Annotated in this window: 20 protein-coding genes; all 20 read right to left on the minus strand. The window is 49.3% G+C overall.

Annotated features, from left to right (window positions below; genetic code table 11):
* Positions 1-33: 33 nt before the first annotated feature.
* The 20 genes from fliP to flgB all read right to left on the minus strand — a co-directional run bounded on the left by fliP (position 34) and on the right by flgB (position 15511).
* Positions 34-801, minus strand: coding sequence for a flagellar type III secretion system pore protein FliP (fliP, locus tag BN3277_RS18690; protein WP_059045332.1), 768 nt, complete (start codon positions 799-801; stop codon positions 34-36).
* Complete coding sequence (locus tag BN3277_RS18695) at positions 798-1337, minus strand: flagellar biosynthetic protein FliO (RefSeq protein ID WP_059045333.1); 540 nt, start codon at positions 1335-1337, stop codon at positions 798-800. Before BN3277_RS18695 ends, fliP begins: the two co-directional genes overlap by 4 nt.
* 8 nt (positions 1338-1345) lie before the next feature.
* Positions 1346-1711, minus strand: coding sequence for a response regulator (locus tag BN3277_RS18700; protein ID WP_059045335.1), 366 nt, complete (start codon positions 1709-1711; stop codon positions 1346-1348).
* 27 nt (positions 1712-1738) lie between these two features.
* Entirely contained in the window at positions 1739-2977 is a 1239-nt protein-coding gene (fliY, locus tag BN3277_RS18705) for a flagellar motor switch phosphatase FliY (RefSeq protein WP_059045337.1), read from the minus strand.
* Positions 2964-3965 carry a flagellar motor switch protein FliM gene (gene fliM, locus BN3277_RS18710; RefSeq protein WP_059045338.1) on the minus strand — a complete coding sequence of 334 codons (1002 nt, stop codon included), beginning with the start codon at positions 3963-3965 and terminating at the stop codon, positions 2964-2966. The genes fliY and fliM overlap by 14 nt, the downstream gene beginning before the upstream one ends.
* 45 nt (positions 3966-4010) lie before the next feature.
* The gene (locus BN3277_RS18715) at positions 4011-4484 is read right to left on the minus strand and encodes a flagellar basal body-associated FliL family protein (RefSeq protein WP_059045340.1); all 474 of its coding nucleotides are present in this window, start codon (positions 4482-4484) and stop codon (positions 4011-4013) included.
* On the minus strand, positions 4481-4705 hold the full coding sequence (locus tag BN3277_RS18720; RefSeq protein WP_059045342.1) for a flagellar FlbD family protein: 225 nt from the start codon (positions 4703-4705) through the stop codon (positions 4481-4483). Before BN3277_RS18720 ends, BN3277_RS18715 begins: the two co-directional genes overlap by 4 nt.
* Before the next feature lie 77 nt (positions 4706-4782).
* Positions 4783-5613 (minus strand): flagellar basal body rod protein FlgG, encoded by an 831-nt coding sequence (gene flgG, locus BN3277_RS18725; protein WP_059045344.1) that lies wholly within the window; start codon positions 5611-5613, stop codon positions 4783-4785.
* Positions 5614-5706: 93 nt separating this feature from the next.
* Positions 5707-6090: a TIGR02530 family flagellar biosynthesis protein gene (locus BN3277_RS18730; RefSeq protein ID WP_059045346.1), complete on the minus strand. Its 384-nt coding sequence runs from the start codon at positions 6088-6090 to the stop codon at positions 5707-5709.
* The gene (locus BN3277_RS18735) at positions 6087-6587 is read right to left on the minus strand and encodes a flagellar hook assembly protein FlgD (protein WP_059045348.1); all 501 of its coding nucleotides are present in this window, start codon (positions 6585-6587) and stop codon (positions 6087-6089) included. The genes BN3277_RS18730 and BN3277_RS18735 overlap by 4 nt, the downstream gene beginning before the upstream one ends.
* A 23-nt stretch (positions 6588-6610) precedes the next feature.
* Positions 6611-8041: a flagellar hook-length control protein FliK gene (locus BN3277_RS18740; RefSeq protein WP_059045350.1), complete on the minus strand. Its 1431-nt coding sequence runs from the start codon at positions 8039-8041 to the stop codon at positions 6611-6613.
* 40 nt (positions 8042-8081) lie between these two features.
* A complete protein-coding gene (locus BN3277_RS18745) occupies positions 8082-9020 on the minus strand; it encodes a MotE family protein (protein WP_059045352.1) in 939 nt (312 codons plus the stop codon).
* 42 nt (positions 9021-9062) lie between these two features.
* Entirely contained in the window at positions 9063-9506 is a 444-nt protein-coding gene (gene fliJ / locus BN3277_RS18750) for a flagellar export protein FliJ (protein WP_059045354.1), read from the minus strand.
* A 10-nt stretch (positions 9507-9516) separates the two neighbouring features.
* Positions 9517-10836: a flagellar protein export ATPase FliI gene (fliI, locus tag BN3277_RS18755; protein ID WP_059045355.1), complete on the minus strand. Its 1320-nt coding sequence runs from the start codon at positions 10834-10836 to the stop codon at positions 9517-9519.
* Positions 10817-11671 carry a FliH/SctL family protein gene (locus tag BN3277_RS18760; protein WP_059045357.1) on the minus strand — a complete coding sequence of 285 codons (855 nt, stop codon included), beginning with the start codon at positions 11669-11671 and terminating at the stop codon, positions 10817-10819. The genes fliI and BN3277_RS18760 overlap by 20 nt, the downstream gene beginning before the upstream one ends.
* Positions 11664-12680: a flagellar motor switch protein FliG gene (gene fliG / locus BN3277_RS18765; protein ID WP_059045358.1), complete on the minus strand. Its 1017-nt coding sequence runs from the start codon at positions 12678-12680 to the stop codon at positions 11664-11666. Before fliG ends, BN3277_RS18760 begins: the two co-directional genes overlap by 8 nt.
* An 11-nt stretch (positions 12681-12691) precedes the next feature.
* Positions 12692-14275, minus strand: a complete 1584-nt coding sequence (gene fliF / locus BN3277_RS18770) for a flagellar basal-body MS-ring/collar protein FliF (protein WP_059045361.1) — start codon at positions 14273-14275, stop codon at positions 12692-12694.
* 30 nt (positions 14276-14305) lie between these two features.
* Positions 14306-14614, minus strand: a complete 309-nt coding sequence (gene fliE / locus BN3277_RS18775; protein ID WP_059045363.1) for a flagellar hook-basal body complex protein FliE — start codon at positions 14612-14614, stop codon at positions 14306-14308.
* A gap of 33 nt (positions 14615-14647) precedes the next feature.
* Complete coding sequence (gene flgC, locus BN3277_RS18780; RefSeq protein ID WP_059045365.1) at positions 14648-15097, minus strand: flagellar basal body rod protein FlgC; 450 nt, start codon at positions 15095-15097, stop codon at positions 14648-14650.
* Positions 15098-15103: 6 nt separating this feature from the next.
* Positions 15104-15511 carry a flagellar basal body rod protein FlgB gene (gene flgB / locus BN3277_RS18785; protein ID WP_059045367.1) on the minus strand — a complete coding sequence of 136 codons (408 nt, stop codon included), beginning with the start codon at positions 15509-15511 and terminating at the stop codon, positions 15104-15106.
* Positions 15512-15796 lie beyond the last annotated feature (285 nt).

Below are 15796 nucleotides of genomic sequence, written 5' to 3' on the forward strand. Positions count from 1 at the left end.
TCCTTCCCTGAACCTGAACCTATTCCTTGATTCCTAGGTATTAAAGCTGACTAACAGTGACTTGACGATTAAATACCATCCATCTACTAGCACGAACAGCAAGATTTTAAACGGCAGTGAAATCATGACCGGCGGCAGCATCATCATCCCCATCGCCATGAGTACACTAGAGACGACAATATCGATAATCAGAAACGGGATAAATATCATAAAGCCCATTTGAAACGCCGTCTTTAGCTCGCTGATGGCAAAAGCGGGAACCATGACCGAAAGCGGAATGTCCTCGTAACTCTTGGGCTTCTCCATTTTGGTATAGCCCATAAACAGCTGAAGATCCTTCGTTCTCGTATGCGAGTACATAAACTTCTTCATAGGAACCGACGCTTTATCCAATGCCTCCGTTTGGGTGATTTCCCCTTTGATGTAAGGCTGCACCGCTACCTCATTGATGGTGGTGAGCGTTGGGCTCATAACGAATAACGTTAAGAACAAAGCAAGTCCGATTAACACCTGGTTGGGGGGCATTTGCTGCGTTCCTAAGGAACTTCGGACAAACCCCAGCACTACAACGATTCGGGTAAAGCTTGTCATCAGCACCAAAATCGCCGGTGCGATACTAAGTACCGTGATCAATAAGATGATTGACAACGAACTGGTACCTGACGCCCCGCCTGAGTCCGAATTCCCAATTTGAATACCGATGTTTGGAATCGGATCAACAGGTTCAGCCGATGCTACGGAAACCGCGAGTATACTCGATATCGTCAGCAGCAAGCCGACAATTAACAATTTTCTCTTCATGAATCCCTCGACCGATCTGTAGATTGTTCTTCCGGATCCTGCAAAAGTTCCTCCATTTGCCGTTTCCGGTCCGGCATCTTCCGCAACTGCGACTGAAACACCTCATGAAAAGCGACTTCGTCCAGCTCTTCTTCCTCTCGGGGTGGTTCTTTGCGCAAGCGCGAGATCCAGCCGGACAAGGTTGACGACAATCCGGCAAGTTCCGTTCCTTCTTCTTCGAAAGCTTGCAACAGCAAGGCTACCTCATCCGGGCCGGTTATTTTGTCCACCAGGGAAATATCCTCACCGACTCCCACAAGATAGATGCTCCCCCCGAGTTCAATCACTTGAAGGGATTTGTTTGGTCCGAGGCCAAGGGCTCCCAAAGTACGAATCGCACGACTCTGGGATAAATACCGGTTCCTTTTGCCAAGAAATCGGATCAGCAAGACAATTAAAGCAAGAATCAGGCCAAGAACTACGATGACGGTAAACAAGTTCCCCCAAAGGTTGACATCCCCAGTATCAAACGGGGGAGACTCCTGCGGATTATTCATCGCTTAGCTTACACCCCAAGCGTTTTGTTGATCGCTTCGATTACCCGGTCGGATTGGAAAGGCTTCACGATAAAGTCCTTCGCTCCGGCTTGAATCGCATCGATAACCATCGCCTGTTGACCCATCGCAGAACACATAATCACTCTCGCGTTCGGGTCCAGCTTCTTAATCTCTTTTAATGCGGCGATACCGTCCATTTCCGGCATCGTAATATCCATCGTGATCAGATCCGGATGCAGCTCTTTGAATTTCTCGATGGCTTGCGCGCCGTCCTGCGCTTCACCCACGACTTCAAACCCGTTTTTCGTCAAAATATCACGGATCATCATTCTCATAAATGCTGCATCGTCTACGATAAGAATTCGGTTAGCCATTGATATAAAATCCTCCCTAAACTTCTACTATTGTAATTTTTGAATGCGGTCCCACTGACTGACGATATCCGTGACCCGTACGCCGAAGTTTTCGTCAATGACGACAACCTCGCCTTTCGCGATCAGTTTGTTGTTGACCAGAATATCCACGGGTTCACCGGCGAGCTTGTCCAACTCGATGATGGAGCCCTGGGACAGTTCCAGGATATCTTTAATTTGCCGTTGGGTCCTTCCTAATTCTACGGTGACTTTAAGGGGTATGTCCATCAATAAGTTTAAATTATTTTCATCCACCTGACCAAAGGATGGATTCCCCAGATTAGCGAACTGCACAGGCTGTACATTCAAGTTACGCCCTGGCATCGTTCCATAATGGTGTGGTTCACCGAAAGGCTGACCTTGAGGCGGATATCCGTAAGGAGCAGGCTGCCCGTATCCATATCCGTCTTGCATCGGCGGCTGCTGCATCGGTTGAGACGTTGCGGGAGGCTGCTGATAGACAGGAGCCTGTGGAGCAGGTGCTGCAGGCTGAGGCGCCGGTGGCGCGGCTGCTGCGGCGCTTTCCTTGGCCCCTGTATTCGGTTCTGCCGCAGAACCACTGATCAGGCTGTCCACCATTTCCTTCGCAAACTTCACCGTTAACAGCTGCATAATCGTGGAGTCGATCAAATCCCCAATCGTCAAACGGAAGGAAATCTTAATCAGCGGATCCGCTTCCGGCAAGCTGTTGAGACCATGCCCGTCAGACATATTTAGAATATCAATGCCAGGTGGCGAGATATTCACGAACCGGTTAAAAATCGTAGACATCGAAGTCGCCGATGAACCCATCATTTGGTTCATCGCTTCCTGAACGGCACTAATGTGAATCTCGTTCAACTCTTCTTCTGCTGGATTTCCTTCCCCGCCAAGCATGAGGTCTGCAATCACCTGAGCATCTCTCGTCTTAATGACCAAAGAGTTCATTCCTTCGAACCCGTCGACATACTCGACGTGGATGGCCACATGCGGTTTTGGAAACTCGGCTTCAAATTGGGACCGCGTAATAACGGAAACCTTTGGCGTCGTAATGTCTACCTTTTTATTAAGCAGCGTGGATAGCGCCGTAGCCGCACTGCCAAACGTAATGTTCCCGATTTCCCCCAGAGCGTCCTGCTCCAAAGGTGTCAGTACATCGTTAATGGTCGGCTCTTGAGCCGTATCCTGATTGGCTTGTTTCAACAGAGCGTCTATCTCTTCCTGGGACAAGTAATCATTGCTCGTCAAGTTCTTCAACTCCTTCGCTGACAATTTCATCGATTTGGACCGCGATTCGGTCCTTCACCGTTCCGGGACTACCGATATATTTCAACCTATCGCCGATTCGGATTTGCAGTCCATCCTGAACGGGTTTGTTTAATGAGATTACGTCACCGACGGACAATCCCAGGAATTCGCGGATGGTGATCTGCGATTCTCCCAACTCCGCAATAATCGGCAGCTTGGCTTTGTTCACCCGGTTGCGAAGCGCATCGACCTCTTCCGGCGCGCGCGATTTCTTCTGAGAGACAAACCAATGGTGAACCGAAAGCTTCGGCATGATCGGTTCGATAACGACATGCGGAATACATAAGTTAATCATTCCCGACGTATCTCCGATTTTCGTGCTTAGCGAGATCAGCGCGATCGTTTCGTTTGGCGATACGATTTGCATAAACTGGGGATTGGTTTCCAATCCCTCCATACGCGGATTAATATCCACAATGGTCTTCCAGGCTTCCTGCAAGCTTTCAAAGGCGCGGCTGAAAATCCGCTCCATGATAATCGTCTCGATCTCCGTTAGCGCTCCGATTTTCGAAGGTGCTGCTCCGAGGCCGCCCAATAGCCGGTCCAGCATGGCAAAAGCGACGTTGGGATGCACCTCCAGCACCATTCTTCCTTCCAGCGGTTCCGCCTCAAAAATGTTCAGAATCGTCATTTTCGGAATGGAGCGAATAAATTCGTCATACGGAAGCTGCTCGACCTGAACGACATTGATTTGCACGAACGTACGCAGCTGTGCTGAAAAGTAGGTGGTGAGATAACGGGCAAAGTTTTCATGAATCCGGGTCAAGCTCCGAATATGATCTTTGGAAAATCTCACGGCTCTTTTAAAATCATAAGCGCGGATTTTCTTCTGTGTCTCTTCCTTTTTCAGTTCCTCGGCGTCCATTTCGCCCGAAGACAATGCAGCAAGCAGCGCGTCGATCTCGTTCTGCGACAATACATCAACCAAACCTCTCACCCCCTTAGAAAAATCCGTATTCGATCGATATTGATCTTAGATTCTCTGCATGATGAAATCGGTAATATCGATTTGAATCAATTTCCCTTCCGGCAGTGATTTGTTGATCAGGTTGAGCAATTTGGAGCTTAGATTGTCTTTTCCCAATGCACCTGTCAATTCCTCCGGCTTGGTATCCGCCAACGTTTTGATGATAATTGGCTTGATTTTGTAGTCCTTGATCTTGTCGAAGGCTTCCTTGGAAGTTGCATTATCCAGTTGGAACGCAAAATCCATGACCACAACGTAATCCGGCTCGGACAAATTCGTCTTGATATCGTCGATCGTTGAAGTCACTTTAACGATTTCGTCCACGGACAGCCTTGCTGGCTGGGCTACGCTATTCACCGCAGCGTTCATCTCGGTGCCAGGCGCGGGCTTGTTCATTTGATTTACCAGCAGGAAGGCGGCCAATACGATCAAAGTAATGGCAAGCAATATCGTAATTAGCCAAGGCAGCATTTTTTTCATGACCATTCCTCCGTTTGTTGCACTTTAATAGTTGCTGCGTGGATGCCGATTTCCCGATAATACGCTTGGATCATCGATATAACATCGGCCGCCTTCTCCAGCACGATAATACGTTTCCCCGTAATTAGGGTGACGTAGGTATCCGGTGTTTCTTCTACGGTCTCAATCATAATGGCGTTCAGCCACATCGGAGAACCGTTCAAGCGTGTTACTGAAATCATGATTTCCCTCCTAAGCGATCAAGGAAGCGGAGGAAGCAGTCCGGGGACGGGGGACCCCGCCCCGGCTACCCCTTCGCTTAACGTTTCAGATTAACGACTTCTTGAAGCACTTCGTCAGAGGTGGTGATGATCCGCGAGTTGGCTTGGAAGCCACGCTGCGCAACGATCATCTCGGTGAATTCGCCCGTCAGATCGACGTTGGACATCTCCAACTGGCCGGATACGAGAGCGCCCGTCCCGGCTTCTGCATTGTTCGGATTCGTATAGAATGCTTCGATATCTCCATCTGGCACTGCGTTTAAAGACACTCTGTACAGGTTACCACCGATTTTCTCCAGGCCTTCAGGGTTTACGACTCTTGCTATACCGATCTGGTCGCCTGGTACCGTATCTCCTGCAGCCTGCTTGAGCATAATCGTACCATCAGCGGCAATAGTAAATGCCGTTACAGCCTCAAAATCGATCGCTTCCATTGGATCCCCACCGATGTTACAAACGAGCAAACCATCAGAGGTTACCAACTGACCTGCAGCATCCAAGTGAAAATCACCGGCACGTGTCAAGAAAGGCACCTCTTGATCCGCCGTCAGCTTCACGAGGAAAAATCCGTCACCATCAATCCTCAAATCGAGCGGATTGTTTGTCGTCATCGCACTGCCGCCGGTATGTAACGTGTCTATCGAGCCGATGGAAGTACCAAGTCCGATTTGTTTGGCATTAATCCCTCCAGATTCGCCGTCAGCCGGCGCAGTAACCCCGGATACCGTCTGACTCATGATGTCCTTAAACATCACGCGTCCGGATTTGAAGCCTACCGTATTTACGTTCGCAATGTTATTGCCGATGACGTCCAGTTTGGTTTGAAAACCGCGCATCCCGGAAACGCCAGAATACATTGATCTTAACATGTGTCCTCATTCCTTCCAGTGATAAAGTAACTTGCTTCGGCCGCTTCAGTCGATCCGCAGCCGCTTGGCTCCCGTTCCCGGTCCAGCCATTTTTTAAGAGATGATAACGGCGCTGTCGATTTGAGTGAACACGTTGTCCTTCATGCTGCTGCCGTCCATCGCAGTAACGACGGTACGATTATTTACGTTCACGATGAGGGCCATGTCTTTCAATAGAATCAACGAGTCCTTTGCCCCTTTCGCCGCAGCGCTGTCAATTGCGGACTCAATCTTGTTCAACTGCTCTGGCTTCAGTTCAATTCCACGTTGCTCCAATCGCTTCACCGCATGATTGCTGAAATGGACGAGTCGATCCTCCAGCAAATCCTTGAAATTGGACCCTGCGACATTCGTCGAGTTATTAAGTTTGCTCGGCGTCAGCGCACTTGGCCCGATTCTTCCCGTATACAGTTGCCCTACTCGGATCGGCTCGTTCATGACGGATCCGCTCCTTGACCGGCTCCTTCAGCTTCTTCGGCAGGCTCGGCTACTTGTTCGATATCGGAAATATTAATTTCCTTGTCCCCTACTTTAACGTAGTGAACGCCGTCGCGAATAACAATCGAATTAACGATCCCGCTTTCCTTCTCAACAATGACTTCGGATTGTCCTGTAGTCACATCGTAATTACCTGTTTTCGTGCTGCTGACCCAGGACACCTCTTTCCCGATTAGTCCCGAATCATTGCCTAATGAACGACCTAAAGCGGAAAGCTGTTCAGAGATATTAGTCAACTGCTCCACCGAAGAAAACTGGGCCATTTGAGCAACCATTTGCGTATTGTCCATCGGAGACAAGGGATCCTGATTTTGCATTTGGGCCATCATCAGCTTAAGGAAAGCATCTTTCCCAAGTTCGTTGCTTTTCGTGCTGGCCTTCTGGACATTGCTCTGTGAATAGTTCGGCCACATCACAGATGAATACGTATCAGCCACGGAGGTACCTCCTTTCTGCTAAATTAAGCCCGGGCGACAAAGGAACTACCGTAATTTTGCTCTTTAGCTCGAACCTCGGCGATCCACTCGTTCCATTCCTCATTAATGTCTTGAATGGCGAGCGTATCCTCCTCGATCAATGTACGGCGTTTTTCGCTTTGTTGCTGTCCTGCTCCTCCACCAGATTGCCGGCCGTCATGATACATATGGGACGACAATGACGTGTTTTGTGTCACTTCCAGTTTGTTCACCTGAAGCCCTTGGGATTGAAGCGCTGATCTCAGCTGTGCCATCTGCTGTTCCAGGGATTCCTTAGCAAATGCATGCTCCGTCATAAATTGGGCGGTCAATTGTCCATTTTGCATCGTAATTCGGACATCCACTTGACCCAGATGCTCCGGATAAAGCGAAATACTGGCCTCGGATACGCCTTTCAGGTTCACAATATCCAGCTTGTTAACCAGAAAACCGCTCATTTCTTTAGCAAAATGCTCCACCGGAACCGGTTTGGCTGCATGTTTTACGGTTATAACGCCGCTGTCACGGATCGCAAGTTGTCCTGCGGTCACGATTTGCCCCGTAGGAACAGAGTCCTCCAGATCTTTGGGTTCAACCGTTAAGCCGTCGTTGGCCGTTTCGGTTGCCTGTACCTGGCTACTGAAGCGAACTTCAACCGCATTGCTTCCCGTCTTGGTGTTGTGTTGAGCGTTCTGGGCCCCTCCACGATGTAACGTATCCCCGTTTTGGCTTGAGTTCCCCTGTGGGTTCGCTCCTGCTCCTTGATCCGCCACGGGTATTCGTGATTGCACGCCTCCAGCGGATTCGTTTCCTTTTCCGCCCATCATTTTCAGATCGGACGTCTCAGGGAGAGTATCCAGCATTCCTTGCAGCGTATCCAACAGGACCCCGGCTTGCCCATGCGAGCTCGTGGACAACTTCGCAGCATCGGTGTTTGATCCCGTAGCCGCCAACAATTGCATCAACGCGTCCTGAACGGCAAAGCGTAACGTTTCCGGTTGTTGTGCCAGTGCCGGAAGTACCGCGGCTTCCTCGGCAACCGTTCCCGCAGTTTGAGGCGTGTTCGTTTGCTGCAGTAAAGTTTGGACATTTTGCAACCAGCCTTGAAGAGCCGCCATCAATGAAGCGTCCGCTTGAAGGGCATCATCCAATTTGGGCAGCTGCTGCAGCAAGCCTTCGATCATGGCCGCTAATGCGCTGTCCATTTCATCAGAAGGTACGGCTTCAGCGTTCTTCTGCAATCCGGCCAACGTCAAAAGCTGGGAAGAGGCTTGTCCTTCCTGCGGCTGAGCATTACCGAGCAACATCGCTAGGAGTTTCTGGTCAAAAGACAAAGCTGCATTTTGCCCCGCTTCCGTCTTACCTGTCGATCCATACCATAACGAATTGGCGGATCCGGATTTACTAACATTCACTTGAGTTACGGTTTGACTCATCTTGTTCTCACCTCCTTTCAAGCTAAAATCCTACAGGAATTCACTTGCTTACGAGTTGATTTAAGATCTTCACCGAGGTCTTCTCGTCGGCCTTCGCCATTTCCGCCAAAATCTTCGAACGTGTGGTACCATTCACGGATTTCAGGATCTTAAGTCCCTTTTCCGGACTTAGCTTATACGTTTGAAGCACGAGCTTAGCGGCATCTTCCGCTGCCATCGACGAAAAGGTCTGACTGAGCTCGGTATCACTTAGCCCTGTCCCGGTAGTCGTTGTTGAACTATCTGCAGCGGCTTCCATTTTAAGTCTAGACTGGAGAGCAGCGATCGCCAGATCCTCGGATGTGTTTACATCCTTCAGCTTAATCGAAATATCCGCCGCTTTTTGCGGATTCATCTTTTCCAAAATCGCCACTTTACTCTCGTTGCTCATGACACTTAACATCTGCAGCGTCTCTTCCGTCGTCAACTTATCGAAAATTGCTGCAGCCTTACTGGGGCTCATTTCCGCATACAAATTTGCCAGCTTCTTAACTTCCTTCTGGTAAGCTTCCGCCTCCGCCGATTGCTGTTGAACGCTCGCTTCCTGTTGAACTGTGGCGAGCTGATCCTGCAGTTCTTTAACCTTCTCCTGCTGTTCTGCCGCTTGCTGGTTCGCCGTTTGGAGCTCGACCTGCTGCTGAGCCAATTGATCCTTGAGTTCCTTTACGGTAGCTTCGGTACTCTCTTTTTGCTTCTGCTCTTCCTCCGCTGCTTGCTCCACTTCATCCTCAGGAACTTTTGGATCCGGGACCAGGTTCTTCACAACAGGAATCCGGTTCCCCAAATCAATTAGCGTATTGCGAAAGTCGATATTAAATAATGTAAGTAGTACGCCCAACAATACGACCGTAAAAAGAATCGGGGTCATAAAGAACAAAAAACGAGAAAATCCGCCCCCAGACTCTTCTTCCAACTCTTCATCCAGCGCTGTTTTTGCCATCTCTTTCCCTCCTTCGAACAACCGTATGGGCGCCCGCCTTCTTTATCGGGCTCTCATGGCGAACCGGACCGTAGCCATTTCATCCAGCTCGTTTTGTTCCCGAAGAAGCATTTCGTGCTGAAATTTGTTCATGGCTTTCTCTTTCGCTTTAAGCCATACCTTTTCGTCCAGCATTTTCCCTTTTAAAATCGCCTTCTTGTGTTCCACATTCCGTTCGGCGGCGCGAATATCGGCTAACTTCCGTTCGATCGCCTGGTCGATAAAATCCATGTATCGTTGAAGTTCCTGCAGTTTGATCATGGAGGCGGTATTCTCCGCTTCAACCGCGATTGCCGCCGCGGTATTGGCCTTATCCTCCAATAGCTGCTCCAGCGAACGTTGTTCCGATTGCAGTTGACCAACGGCAGCGGACAACATCCACTCGGCCTGCGTCTTTTCGTTGGATTTCAAATCTACTACTTTTTGATAGACGTAACGGAACTTCATACTTTACGTTTCAACTCCTTGCGAATTCGGAAATGAGCCGTTCCTGAACTTCGGCGAGCGTAACTTTCTCATTCACCTTCTGCTTTGTAAAGCTCCATATCCCTTGGATCGCATCGATCGCTTCATCGATGTCCGCGTTGGAGCCCGGTTGATACGCGCCGATATTAATCAAATCCTCGGAATCTTTATAAACGGCCATCAGTCGCTTTAGATTCTCGGCCGCTTCGTTTTGCTCATCCGACACGATATCTTTCATTACCCGGCTGATGCTGGCCAAAATATCAATCGCCGGAAAATGTCCTTTGTTTGCAATTCCTCGGTTCAAAACGATATGCCCGTCCAAGATGCCTCGAACGGCGTCGGCGATCGGTTCATTCATATCATCGCCGTCCACCAGCACCGTGTAAAAAGCGGTGATCGAACCCGCAGGCCCGGTCCCTGCCCGCTCCATCAGCTTCGGTAAAGCAGCAAACACGGATGGGGTATACCCGCGCATGGCAGGCGGTTCACCAACGGCCAATCCAACCTCGCGAAGCGCCATCGCATAACGCGTAACGGAATCCATCATCAGCATGACGTTCAGGCCGCGGTCGCGGAAGTACTCGGCGATGGTTGTTGCAATTAAAGCCCCCTTCATCCGAATCAAAGCCGGTTGATCGGAGGTTGCTACTATAACTACAGAACGTTCCAAACCTTCAGGGCCGAGGTCCCGTTCAATAAAGTCGAGCACCTCACGCCCCCGTTCTCCAACGAGTGCAATCACGTTAACGTCCGCCGAGGTATTGCGAGCGATCATCCCCATCAAGGTACTCTTCCCGACCCCAGAGCCGGCGAAGATGCCTACCCGTTGCCCTTTGCCGATCGTCAGCAGTCCATCGATGGCCCTTACGCCAATGCCGATGGGTTCAGCAACTCTCGGACGGTTTAGCGGATTCATCGGCTTATTGTAAGTCGAGTAGTGACCCATCCGCGATGGAAGCAACGACCCGTCCAACGGTTGACCCAACCCATCCAGCACCTTGCCGAGCAGCTCAGATCCTACCTGAACGGTCAGCGGCTTGCCGGTTCCGACAACATCGCAGCCTGGCCCAATCGCTTGCAGCTCACCTAATGGCATCAGTAGCACCTTGTTATCGCGAAACCCCACAACTTCCGCTTGCAGCGGTTGAGCCGCTTTGCTGGGGTAGATATAACACAAATCACCAATGCTGGCGTCCGGGCCTTCGGATTCGACCATCAGGCCGATGACCTGGGTCACCTTCCCGTTGATTCGAACCGGATCAAGCTGCCTGAGATGATCGATATAACGTTCAGCCTTCAAAATCGTCATTCGCTTGACCCCGCTCCTCCGTTTGCAGAGAAACCCGCAACAATTCTTTCTTGATTTCCGATAACTGGGTATCAATTCTGGCGTCAACGCTGCCGAAGGAGGAGCGAATGACGCAGCCTCGATCCTTCACGCTTGGATCAGGTAAAATCTGAAGTTCGGCCTGGGAATCGATGGCTAGGCTAAGCTCTTCCCGCGCAGCCTGCACGAAAGCAAAATCTCTTGGCGAGACGCACAACGTCAGGATTCCTTGCTCGCGTTTACGAGCCAAGCTCTTCTTGATCAGATCCACAGCGTAGTCCGGCTCAAGCTCCAGCTGCTTGTCGATAACTTTCTCGGCAATCGCGCAGCTTAATTCGACCAGAAACGGTTCAGCTTCTTGAATGATGCGCTCTTTCTCAACATAAGCCAGCTGCAGGACTGAGCCAGCTTCATTCATCATCTCGTCGATTTGAGCGCGCATCGCGGCCTCGGCCTGAGCTTTTCCTTCCTCATAGCCCTGACTAAAGCCCTCGGCTTTAAGGGCCTCAATCATGTGCTCATCCTGCTCACGACGCTCTTGCCACCACGCTTCGATTCGCTCTTGTGCTTCGGTTAACAGGCGTTCGGCTTGCTCCGCCGCTTCTCTAACCTGACGTTCGGCGAACTCTTTGGCATCAGCCAGCATCTGTCGTCTGGTTTCTTCCGCCGCGAGATCTTCAGCCGACGGGCCTTGAACCACCGGATTCTCCGTCTGAGGGGAGGATAAGTCGTCGATAGACGTATGGACTTTGGCTAAATTCAGCTGTTTTAAGATTTCAACCGGTACGTATTGAGACACCTTGATCAAATTAGACAATGATGTCATCTCCTCCGCCGCGGGCGATAATAATCTCACCAGCTTCTTCCAGTCTGCGGATCGTCGCTACGATACGAGTTTGTGCCTCTTCCACATCACGCAGCCGAACCGGTCCCATGTATTCCATCTCTTCCTTGAAGGTCTCGGACATCCGCTTCGACATGTTGCGGAAGACGGCCTCGCGGACCTCTTCGCTGGCCACCTTGAGGGCAAGCTGCAAATCGGCATTCTCGATATCGCGGATAATCCGTTGAATGGAACGATTGTCGATATTGACGATATCCTCGAACACGAACATCCGCTTTTTGATTTCTTCGGCCAGCTCGGGATCCTGAATTTCCAGCGAGTCGAGAATCGTTCTTTCTGTCCCCCGGTCGACCCCATTCAGAATCTGTACGATGGACTCGATACCGCCCGCGCTGGTGTAATCCTGCGTAACCGTTGCGGAAAGCTTCTGCTCCAGCACGCGTTCGACTTGAGAGATAACCTCCGGCGAAGTGCTGTCCATAACCGCAATTCTTCTTGCAACCTCCGCTTGTTTCTCCTGCGGAAGCGAAGACAGGATTGCTGCCGCTTGCTCGAATTGCAAATAGGACAACACCAAAGCGATTGTTTGTGCGTTTTCGTTTTGAATAAAGTTGAGAATTTGATTTGGATCCGCTTTGCGGGCAAAATCGAAAGGCCGGACCTGCAAAGTTGCGGTCAAACGGTTGATAATATCCACAGCTTTCGATTGACCCAGCGCCTTCTCCAGAATTTCCTTGGCGTAATTAATGCCGCCCTGGGTGATATATTCCTGCGCCAGACAGATCTGGTGAAATTCCGCCATAATCATTTCTTTTTCCACGCTGTCGACTTTGCGTACGTTGGCGATCTCCAGGGTGAGCTGCTCGATTTCATCATCCCGCAAGTGCTTGAAGATTTGTGCAGACACTTCGGGTCCTAACGTAATCAACAATATGGCAGCCTTCTGTTTCCCGCTTAAAACCGGGCTCGATGTTTTTGTCAATGCGTTCACCCCTATTCATCAGCCAGCCAGGTGCGAAGCAAGTTAACGAATTCGTCAGGCTTCTTCTTGGCCAACGTTTCCAGTTGTTTGCGCACTTGGTTTTCATTCGTGACCGTATCCAAGTTAATGGACGGGAACTCCGGCGTAAGCGGCAAAGCGATTTCTTCATCCTCTTCTGTCGCTTGCTTGCGGCGGCGGAACAAAACGATTCCGAGGCCTGCCAATGCAAGCAGTGCCGCGCCTCCTACTCCCCATACCAACGGGCTTGACAAACTCAAACCACCAGTTTGGATCGCGTCCGAATGGAATGGCTGGGACAACACTGAAACTTTTCTCTGCAAATCTTCGTCTGTATAAGTAGTACCGGAATCAGCCAAGTAGGACCCGACGATATTTTTTAAAATATTTTCAATCGCAGACCGGGTATTCTCATCCAAAGTTTCCTGGCCTTCTGGTGGTTCAACGGCAACATTAATGGTTAAATCCTTAATGACGTAAGGACTAGCGATAATATCCTTCGTAATTCGGTTAACCTCGTAGTTGATCGTTGAAGAACTTTCTTCCGAGGACGATCCCCCGTCATTTTCCGCTGATGGATAATTCACGACATCTTCCTCACCGGTACCGGGAACTCCGCTAGAGGGACTCGCCGCGCCTGTATAGCTTTTCTGCACCTTTTGCGCGCTGATTTCGATGCCCTTCATATTTTCGGTATCGACTGGAGTAACGAGATTATCCTTCTGGCTGACTTGGTCGAAGTTGAGCTTAGAAGCTACTAACACTTCGATTTTGTCTGGGCCGGTCAATCGGGACAGAAATTGCTTCACGCTTTGGCGTACGTCGCTTTCGAACTTCTTTTGCAACGCCATGTTCTCTTGAACCGCCGAAGTCAACGAGCCCGTAGTACCACCTTGTCCGCTTGCAAGCAATATTGTGTCGTCACTCGATGAGAGCGAGATGTTTTCCACCGGCAAGTTCGGAACCGAAGTCTTTACGAGATTAAAATATCCGTCGATTGCTTCTTGACTTGGACGGTATCCCGGTTTAAACGAAAGGACGATCGATGCAGTTGCTTTCTCCTGTTCATCCGGGCTGGCGAACACGTTCTCCGCAGGTAGATTGATGAGCACTTTCGCGTCATTAATTCCCTGCATTCGCTTCAGCAACTGTTCAACTTCACCGTTTATGGCGCTTTTATACTTCACGTTAAATTCATTATCGGTCATCCCGATCAAGGAGGAACTTTCATTAAAGGCCTCTAAACCAATTGACCCGTTCTTCACGATACCTTGGGATCCAACATTCACCTTGACTCGTGCCGCTTCCTTGCTGGGAACCGAGATCGTTGTGCCGTCAGGTCCTAGCTTATATGAAATTCCGCTAGAATCCAGGTAATTGATTATTCCAGCTGCATCGGTTGAATCCAAACCTGTAAACGCTACGTCATATTCCGTCTTGGAAAATTGGATCGTCAGCAGGATGATCGCGAGCAGGATAAAAGCCACCGTTGAGATCAATAAAGTTTTCTGTTTTTTGCTAAATTGGTTCCAGTACCCTTGTAATCGGTCGCGGTACTGTGTAATTCTCTCATTCACAATGTCACCTCATCCGAGCATGTTCGATCCTTAAATTTGCGTACGCATAATCTCTTGATAAGCTTCGATCACTTTATTCCGGACTTGCGTAGTCAACTGCAAACTTAACAAAGCTTGCTCCGAGGCGATCATCATCTCGTCGGCATTTACTTTCCCTAACAGGAATTGATTGTTCACTTGTTGTGCGTTGGCTTCTTGTGCAGCGACTCCGTCCAGTGCATCGCTCAGAAATGAACTGAATTGCTTTATCGATTCCGCAGGCGTGAGATTCTGCGCATTGCTGGACGTCTGCATCCCTGTCAACGGCTTTAAGGATTCAAAACTCATTCTCTCGATCAACGTGCAACACTCCTAACTACATTTTTGTCTGGTCTATTTACCGATTTGCAAGGCTTTGGTAAACATCGCCTTACTGGCGTTAAGTGCCGTTACGTTAGCTTCATAAGAGCGGGTTGCCGAAATCATGTCTACCATTTCTTTTAAGATATCGATGTTCGGCATATAGACATACCCTTCACTGTCTGCATCGGGGTGTGTCGGATTGTAAACCGGTTTAAATGGCGAGGGGTCTTCTTGGATTTTCGTGATTTTCACACCTTGACTGCTTGCATCCTTCCCCATAGCCGAATTCAAAGCACTGTCGAAATCCATTTCTTTCGGTGCCATAACCACCGTTTTGCGCCGGTAAGGAACGGCCTTGCCGTCCTCAATCTTGGCCCGGGTCGTTTCGGCATTGGCGATATTCGAGGAAATCACGTCCATGCGCAGACGTTGTGCGGTTAATGCGGAAGAACTAATTCCAAAACTATCATTGATCTTCAATGCCGATTATCTCCCTTCCACAGCGGTGCGTTTCATTTTAATTAAATAGTTCATTTGTTCGATATAAGCGTTATATCTCAGTTGATTTTCGGCAAGTTTTGTCATTTCGCTATCAATATCGACGTTATTCTGATTGTTGTTCATTGCCGTGCTCTGATCCGTGTTGACAATCGGTTCAGGGACATCGTTCGTTGGTCCTATAACGAAATGCCTTGCGTCTGTTCTCTTTCCTTGAAGCGCCGGCATTCCATCGTTCATTTCAGCCTGCAGCATACTCTCGAAAGACACGCTGGATTTCTTAAAATAAGGGGTGTCTACGTTCGCAATATTATTGGAGATAACCCCCTGCCGAAGATTTGCGGCTTGGATTGCGGTATCCAGCCTCTCAAATCCCACCCCGTTCAACAACTGCACTTTAGTTCCCCCCTTAGGCTCATTCGATCTTAATCATTAATAATTCTACAAACAAAAGTTAAATCCTCTTTTTTCGACATTTTTTTGCTAATTATTGTCTTTCTTCTTGTCTTTCTTACGTCCTAGACAAAAAACATGTTTTATAATGTCATATATCCTAAGTTTCAAGGAGATTCGACATTATTACAATAAGAAAAAAGCCCTATCTTTCATTTCTTCGACATTAATTTTGGTTTATTATGTAAAAATTACAAAACATTCGTCAAAATCCAGCATAATCCAAAA

The organism is Paenibacillus rubinfantis, from assembly GCF_001486505.1.
GTDB lineage: Bacteria > Bacillota > Bacilli > Paenibacillales > Paenibacillaceae > Fontibacillus > Fontibacillus rubinfantis.